Here is a 7,011-nt window from a genome sequence, read left to right as displayed (position 1 = left end):
CGTCTTGAGCACGTGACTCGCGTGCTCAGAGGCGTGACTTGCGTGCTTGAGCACGTGACTCGCGTGCTCAGAGGCGTGACTTGCGTGCTTGAGCACGTGACTCGCGTGCTCAGAGGCGTGACTTGCGTGCTTGAGCACGTGACTCGCGTGCCTGGATGCAGAACTCGGTGTGCGGAGTCTGAGCACGCGAGTTCCGTCTTTAAGCACGCGAGTTCCGTGTTTGAGCACGCGAGTGCGGCGCCGCGCCAACCCACGCATCACTCGCCCGAAGGCGGCGCGGCGAGATCCAGCGCCTCATCGTCGGCGGCGGGCTGGTGCGGGCCGAGAAGAAGAAGTCCTCGTGACCCGGCCGCTCGAAGGCGTCACCGTCGTCGCCGTGGAACCGGAGTGATGCGGGCGCAAGGGGAAAGAACGCATTTCCCCGCCCCCTTCAATTTATAGCGCACCCCTGGGCTTGCGGCAAGGCCAGGGTCGTACCCCACAATTGCCCGGCAAGAACTCGGAGTACGGGAAATGGGGATTCACAAAGTGCGCTTTTTGCTGACGACGTGGGGTTCGCGCGGAGACGTCGAGCCGCTGGTGGCACTCGCGGTCGCGTTGCGGGGGCTGGGGGCGGAGGCGCTGGTGGCCGCGCCGCCGGACGACGATTTCGAGGTGCTGCTGGCGCGTGCCGGGGTGCCGCTGGTGCCGTTGGGCCCGTCGGTGCGTTCGGTGGTCGCGAATCCGAAGCCGCCGACGGGGAAGGACGCGTTCCGGCTCGCTCCCGAGCTGGTCGCCGCGCGGTTCAAGACGCTCGGCGCGGCGGCCGAGGGTTGTGCCGCGTTGCTGGCGACCGGCCTGCTGCCCGCCGGCGCGCGGGACGTGGCCGAAAAACGGGGCATCCCGTATGTGTACGCGGCCTTCCACATTTTCGGGTTACCGTCGCGGCATTTCGCGCCGGGAGTGCGGCCGGGGACGCCGTCCCCGGAGGGCGAGACCGACAACCGGGTGCTGTGGAAGCAGGACGCCGACCGGGTGAACGACCTGTACGGTCCGGCGCTCAACAGTCATCGGGCGGAGATCGGCCTGCCGCCGGTGGACAACGTCCGCGATCACGTCTTCACCGGCCGCCCGTGGCTGGCGGCGGACGTGACGCTGTGCCCGTCGGAGGGCAAGACGGACCTCGACCTCGTCCAGACCGGAACGTGGATCCTGCCCGACGACCGGCCGCTCCCGGACGATCTGGAGGCGTTCCTGAACGCCGGTGAGCCACCGGTCTATGTGGGCTTCGGCAGCATGGCCGCCTACGCCCCGAAGGACATCGCCCGGAACGCGATCGAGGCGGTCCGCGCGCAGGGGCGCCGGATCCTGCTCGCCAGCGGCTGGGCGGGACTGGCCGCGATCGACGACGCCGACGACTGTTTCGTCGTCGGGGAGGTCAACCAGCAGGCCCTGTTCCGACGGGTGGCCGCCGTCGTGCACCACGGCGGGGCGGGCACCACGACGACGTCGTCCGTGGCAGGCGCGCCGCAGGTGATCGTGCCGCGGATCGCGGACCAGCCGTACTGGGCCGCCCGGGTGGCGGAACTGGGCATCGGCGTCGCGCACCAGGACCCGAACCCGACGGCCGATTCGCTGTCCGCCGCGCTCGCCGCGGTGCTGACTCCCGCGACCCGGGAGCGAGCCGCCGAGGTGGCGGGCACGATCCGGACAGACGGGGCGACGGTGGCCGCGAAGCTGCTGCTCGACGTGGCCGGGCGGTAAAACCCGGTCGTGAAGGCTCGCCTTTGGTCGTGGCGTGTTCGGACGGGGACGGGTGGACCCCTGACCATTCACGCTCCCGCGAAGTCCGTGATCCGCGGTGACGCCACCGAAACCGCGGCGCGGACGAAGGCGGTGACAGTGGGGGAGCGGGAATCCCGCGGCCACGCCACGGTCAAGGTCGACGGCTGCAGATCGTCGGCGGGCAGGTACGTGCTGCTCGGCAGGCGGTAGCGGTTCGCCGTCGAGAGGGGCAAGAAGCAGAGCACGGTGCCCGACGAGCTTCGGCAGCAGCCCGGCGTCGAGATCGGCCTTCAGCGCCACCCGCAGCCGGGGCTCGGTGCGACCGGCCTGCCGGGCTCGCCGGTCCGCCACGCCGACGCCCTTCCGCCAGTGGTGCGAGGAGGTACTCAAGCCGGTGATCGGCTGAAGACCACCGAGCGCGACGTCCTCGCCTGGAGGAACTCCAGGTTTACGATCATGATCATGCGATTCGCCATCAAGACTTCGCCCCAGGACACCGCTTGGGCCGACATGCTCGCCGTGTGGCAGGCCGCAGACGAGATCGAGCTTTTCGAATCCGCCTGGACCTTCGATCACTTCTATCCGATCTTCTCCGATTCGAGTGGCCCGTGCCTGGAAGGGTGGGTCACGCTGACCGCGCTCGCCCAGGCCACGAAACGGCTCCGGCTGGGCACATTGGTCAGCGGGATCCATTACCGGCACCCGGCGCTGCTCGCGAACATGGCCGCGACGCTCGACATCGTTTCCGGTGGCAGGCTGGAGATCGGGATCGGCGCCGGCTGGAACGAAGAGGAGTCCGGCGCGTACGGCATGGAGCTCGGCTCGATCAAGGAGCGGAGCGACCGGTTCGAGGAGGGCTGCGAGGTCCTCATCGGACTGCTGACCAAGGAGACCACCACCTTCCAGGGTGAGCACTACCAGCTGACCGACGCCCGTTGCGAACCGAAGGGTGTGCAGAAGCCGCATCCGCCGATCTGCATCGGGGGCAGTGGGGAGAAGCGGACCCTGCGCACGACCGCGAAGTACGCCCAGCACTGGAACTTCGTCGGTGGCACGCCCGAGGAATTCGCCCACAAGCGCGAGGTGCTGCATCGCCACTGCGCGGACATCGGCCGGGACCCGAGCGAGATCACGTTGTCCGCGCATATCCGCCTCGAGCCGGACAACGACTACGCCAAGGTCGCCGCGGAAGCCGAAGCCCTCGGCGAGGTGGGTCTCGACCTGGCCATCGTGTACTTGCCGCCGCCGCATACGCCGTCGGTGCTGGAACCGCTGGCGAAGGCGCTCGAACCGCTGCGCTGAGGCCGGGCACAGGATGACCGGGGCCGCCCCTCCGAGTGGAGGGGCCGCCCCGGTCGCGTCCGAGGCCGCCATTGCGGAACCGGGTGGTTCCGCTATACGGTGACGTAACTAGAACAGGTTACAGTTCTGCGGCTGGCGGACCGAGGAGCGGAAATGGCGAACAGGGCGCCGCGCGGCGACGAGGCCGACTACGTGGTCGTCGGATCGGGTAGTTCGGGAGCCGCGATCGCGGGCAGGCTGGCCGAGTCGGGTGCCAGCGTGATCGTGCTCGAAGCGGGTAAGACCGACGAGAAGCTGCTCGTCAGGAAACCGGGACTGGTCGGCCCGATGCACGCGGTGCCCCAGCTCAAGAAGCCGTTCGACTGGGGCTACTACTCGGTGCCGCAGAAACACGTTCTCGATCGGCGGATGCCGGTGCCACGCGGCAAGGTGGTCGGTGGCTCCAGCTCGATCAACGGCATGGTCTACGTCCGCGGCAATCGCGCGAACTTCGATTCTTGGGCCGCGGAGGGCAACAAGGGCTGGGACGCCGACAACGTCAACGCCGCGTACAAGCGCATGGAGGACTTCGAGGACGGCGAGACCGCGTTCCGGGGCGCGGGCGGCCCGATCCGGGTCACCCGCAACAAGATCCCCCAGGAGGGGACGCTGCAGTTCGTCGAGGCGACCGCCGACGCGATCGGCTGCGAAATCCTCGACGACTACAACGCCGAGTCGCAAGAGGGCGTCAGCCGGATGCAGCAGAACGCCGCCGACGGCCTGCGCTACAGCGCTTCGCGCGGCTATATCCACAATCGCGCGCCTCAGACGCTCGAAGTGCAGTCCGGGGTGCTGGTGAAGAAGGTCGTGATCGAGAACGGCCGTGCCGCCGGGGTCGAGGTCGTCGACGCGAACGGCACTCAGCGCACGGTTCGCGCCGGGAAAGAGGTCATCCTCTCCGCCGGGTTCGTCGGCTCCGCCCAGTTGCTCATGCTTTCCGGCATCGGCCACGCCGAACACCTCAAGGAACACGGCATCGACGTGCTCGCGAACCTGCCGGTCGGCGACAACCTGCACGACCACATGTTCCACGCGCTGACGTTCACCGTGTCATCGAGCAAGAACAAGGGCACGCCACCGTACTTCGCGCGCGGCCTCGTCAAAGAGCTGCTCAAGCCAGGGACCACGTTCCTGGCGAACTCGGTCTTCGAGGCGGTCGCGTTCCTCAAAACGTCTCAGGCCACCGACGTCCCCGACCTCCAGTTGCACCTCCTGCCGTGGGCGTACGTCACGCCCAACCAGGACGCGCCGATCCGGCACGACGTCGACAAACGCCCCGCGCTCACCGTGCTGACCACGCTGATCTACCCGAAGAGCCGCGGCACGCTCCGGCTCGCGTCGGCCGATCCGACGGCGGCGCCGCTCATCGACCCCCAGTACCTTGCCGACCCGGCCGACCTCGAAGTGCTCGGCGAGGGCTCGGAGATGGCGCGCGAGATCTTCGCCTCGAAGGCGTTCCGCGGTTCGATCAAGGAGGAACTCCACCCCGGCAAGGGAGTGCGGGGCCAGGAACTACGCGACGCGATCCTGAATCGCGCGACCTCGGTCTATCACGGCGTCGGCACCTGCCGGATGGGTGTCGACGAACTCGCGGTGGTCGGCCCCGATCTCAAGGTCCGCGGTATCGAGGGACTGCGGGTCTGCGACGCCTCGATCATGCCGTCGATCACCGGCGGCAACACCAACGCGCCAGCCATCATGATCGGCGAGATGGGCGCGCGGCTCGTCCTCTCGGACAACTGACGGAAAGAGGGCCATGACCGTCATCCCACTCGCGCTCACCCGCCCGGCGTCGGCCACCGACGCGTTCCTGCGACGGCTCGTCGGCCGGGTGCCGGGTTCCTCCGGCTCGACCTGGAAGCTCACCGAGGTCTACACCGGTGACCTGCTCGTCGAGCTGCCGCAGTCGACGCCGCCGGACATCGAGCAGGCGTTCACCCTCGCGCGTGCCGCACAGGAGAAATGGGCCGCGACACCGCTCAAGCAGCGGCTGGAGGTCTTCAAACGGGCACACGCGCTCTTCATCGGCAACGCGTCGACCGTCACCGACCTCATCCAGGTCGAGAGCGGCAAGAACCGGCGGATGGCGATCGAGGAGACCTGTGACCCGTCGATGGTGATGAGCCATTACCTCAAACGGGCCGCCAAACTGCTGGCGCCGACGAAACGCGGCGGGCCGGTGCCGTTCCTGACGACGTCGACCGAGATCCGGCAGCCCAAGGGCGTCGTCGGCATCATCGCGCCGTGGAACTTCCCGTTCGCCACCGGCATTTCCGACGCGATACCGGCGCTGATGGTCGGGAACGCCATCGTGCTGAAGCCCGACAACAAGACCGCGCTGTCACCGCTCTACGGCGTTCAACTGCTGGAGGAGGCAGGCCTGCCGAAGGGGCTGTTCCAGGTGGTGTGCGGGGAGGGCCCGGACGTCGGCCCCACGCTCATCGACCAAGCCGACTACGTGATGTTCACCGGCTCCACGGCCACCGGAAGGGTGATCGGGGAGCGGGCGGGCAAGAACCTCATCGGCTGCTGCCTCGAACTCGGCGGCAAGAACCCGATGATCGTGCTGGAGGACGCGGACCTTGCCGAGGCCGCGCAGGGCGCGATCTTCGGCGCCTTCGGCAACACCGGCCAGATCTGCATGCACATCGAGCGGATCTACCTGCCGGAGTCCCGCTACGACGAGTTCAAGAAAGCGTACGTGGCCAAGGCCGAGGCGCTCGACGTCCGCGCCGCCTATGACTTCGGCCCCGAGATGGGGTCGCTCGTCTCCGTCGACCACATGCGCCGCGTCAAAGCGCATGTCGACGACGCCGTCGCCAAGGGCGCTACCGTCCTTTGTGGAGGGAAGCATCGGCCGGATCTCGGCCCGGCGTTCTTCGAACCGACGATCCTCGAAGGCGTCACGAAGGACATGCTCTGCGGCGTCACCGAAACCTTCGGACCCGTTGTCGCACTGCACAAGTACCGCACTGTCGACGAGGCCGTGGCACTCGCCAACGACACCGACTACGGCCTCAACGCCTCGGTCTGGGGCCGTGATGTCGACGCCGCCCGCGCGGTGGCCGCACGCATCGAGTCGGGCAACGTCAACATCAACGACATCCTCGCCACCGCGTACGCCTCCAAGGGGACGCCGTCCGGAGGGGTCAAGAGCTCCGGCGTCGGCGCCCGCCACGGTGACCAGGGCCTGCTCAAGTACACCGACGTCAAGAACCTGGCGGTGCTCAAGAAGCAGGTCATGGGCCCCCGTCCCGGCCAGGCCTACGAGAAGTACGTCGAAGGCATGCTTTCCGGGTTGAAGATGATGCGGCGGTTCCGTATCCGCTAGACGTCGTCGGTGTGCTGCGGCGCGGCGAGCACACAGACGATGCTGAGCACGCACAAGCCGATCAGCAGGCCGATCGCCGGCCAGACACTGCCGGTCACCTGGAACAGCATCGTCGACACCAGCGGCGAGAGACCACCGAAGCGCGCGCCCGCCAGCTGGTAGGACAGCGAGATGCTCGTGTACCGCGCCCTTGGCCGGAACATCTGCGACAGGACGGCCGCGATCGGGCTGTAGGTGGCCAGCCAGGCCGCGCCGAAACTGACGGCCAGTTCCACGAAGGCGACGGGCTCCTCGGCATGCCCACCGGACTATGCGGGGTAACAGTGGCGTCCGCGACCAACCGTTGGGCATCTCGGCCTACTGCCTGTGTTCATGAAGGAATTGGGACACTTATTAAGGGGCAAGTCAAGGTGGTGTGGCGGATTTGGCGGCCGCAGCGGACTCGCCAGTGTCCTGGCGCTCCTGGACTATCCACAAAGGACGCCTTTCGGGACGCGAGTGTCCGCTTTGAGTGGTTTGTGTTTTTTCGAGAGGGGGTCGTGAGTGATATTGAGGGTTCTAACCCTCAATATCAC

The 7,011-nt window shown here is 67.7% G+C and carries 6 protein-coding genes; 4 read left to right on the top strand and 2 right to left on the bottom strand.

What is annotated here, in order from left to right:
• Positions 1 to 528: 528 nt before the first annotated feature.
• Positions 529 to 1,743: a glycosyltransferase gene (locus AB0M65_RS33525; RefSeq protein ID WP_364036908.1), complete on the top strand. Its 1,215-nt coding sequence runs from the start codon at positions 529 to 531 to the stop codon at positions 1,741 to 1,743.
• Between the two features lie 68 nt (positions 1,744 to 1,811).
• On the opposite strand, the gene AB0M65_RS33520 is transcribed toward AB0M65_RS33525, so the two are convergent.
• Complete coding sequence (locus AB0M65_RS33520; RefSeq protein ID WP_364036869.1) at positions 1,812 to 1,997, bottom strand: hypothetical protein; 186 nt, start codon at positions 1,995 to 1,997, stop codon at positions 1,812 to 1,814.
• A gap of 229 nt (positions 1,998 to 2,226) precedes the next feature.
• On the opposite strand from AB0M65_RS33520, the gene AB0M65_RS33515 reads away from it, so the two are divergent.
• The 3 genes from AB0M65_RS33515 (at position 2,227) to AB0M65_RS33505 (ending at position 6,436) form a co-directional block, all read left to right on the top strand.
• The gene (locus tag AB0M65_RS33515; RefSeq protein ID WP_364036905.1) at positions 2,227 to 3,066 is read left to right on the top strand and encodes an LLM class F420-dependent oxidoreductase; all 840 of its coding nucleotides are present in this window, start codon (positions 2,227 to 2,229) and stop codon (positions 3,064 to 3,066) included.
• 153 nt (positions 3,067 to 3,219) lie between these two features.
• Positions 3,220 to 4,848 (top strand): GMC family oxidoreductase N-terminal domain-containing protein, encoded by a 1,629-nt coding sequence (locus AB0M65_RS33510; protein ID WP_364036866.1) that lies wholly within the window; start codon positions 3,220 to 3,222, stop codon positions 4,846 to 4,848.
• A gap of 13 nt (positions 4,849 to 4,861) precedes the next feature.
• Positions 4,862 to 6,436: a succinic semialdehyde dehydrogenase gene (locus tag AB0M65_RS33505; RefSeq protein ID WP_364036863.1), complete on the top strand. Its 1,575-nt coding sequence runs from the start codon at positions 4,862 to 4,864 to the stop codon at positions 6,434 to 6,436.
• On the opposite strand, the gene AB0M65_RS33500 is transcribed toward AB0M65_RS33505, so the two are convergent.
• Positions 6,433 to 6,711 carry a hypothetical protein gene (locus AB0M65_RS33500; protein WP_364036860.1) on the bottom strand — a complete coding sequence of 93 codons (279 nt, stop codon included), beginning with the start codon at positions 6,709 to 6,711 and terminating at the stop codon, positions 6,433 to 6,435. The two genes, AB0M65_RS33505 and AB0M65_RS33500, sit on opposite strands and share 4 nt — an antisense overlap.
• Positions 6,712 to 7,011: the final 300 nt, after the last annotated feature.

The sequence above is a fragment of the Amycolatopsis sp. NPDC051071 genome, assembly GCF_040682875.1.
Lineage (GTDB): Bacteria > Actinomycetota > Actinomycetes > Mycobacteriales > Pseudonocardiaceae > Amycolatopsis.
The sequence above is the reverse complement of the archived record's forward strand: the minus strand, read 5'-3'. Positions and strand labels throughout refer to the sequence as shown.

Bases quoted from the DNA above. Each gene is read 5' to 3' on its own strand.
- AB0M65_RS33515 (WP_364036905.1), top strand. From the start codon at position 2,227: ATGCGATTCGCCATCAAGACTTCGCCCCAGGACACCGCTTGGGCCGAC.
- AB0M65_RS33505 (WP_364036863.1), top strand. From the start codon at position 4,862: ATGACCGTCATCCCACTCGCGCTCACCCGCCCGGCGTCGGCCACCGAC.
- AB0M65_RS33510 (WP_364036866.1), top strand. From the start codon at position 3,220: ATGGCGAACAGGGCGCCGCGCGGCGACGAGGCCGACTACGTGGTCGTC.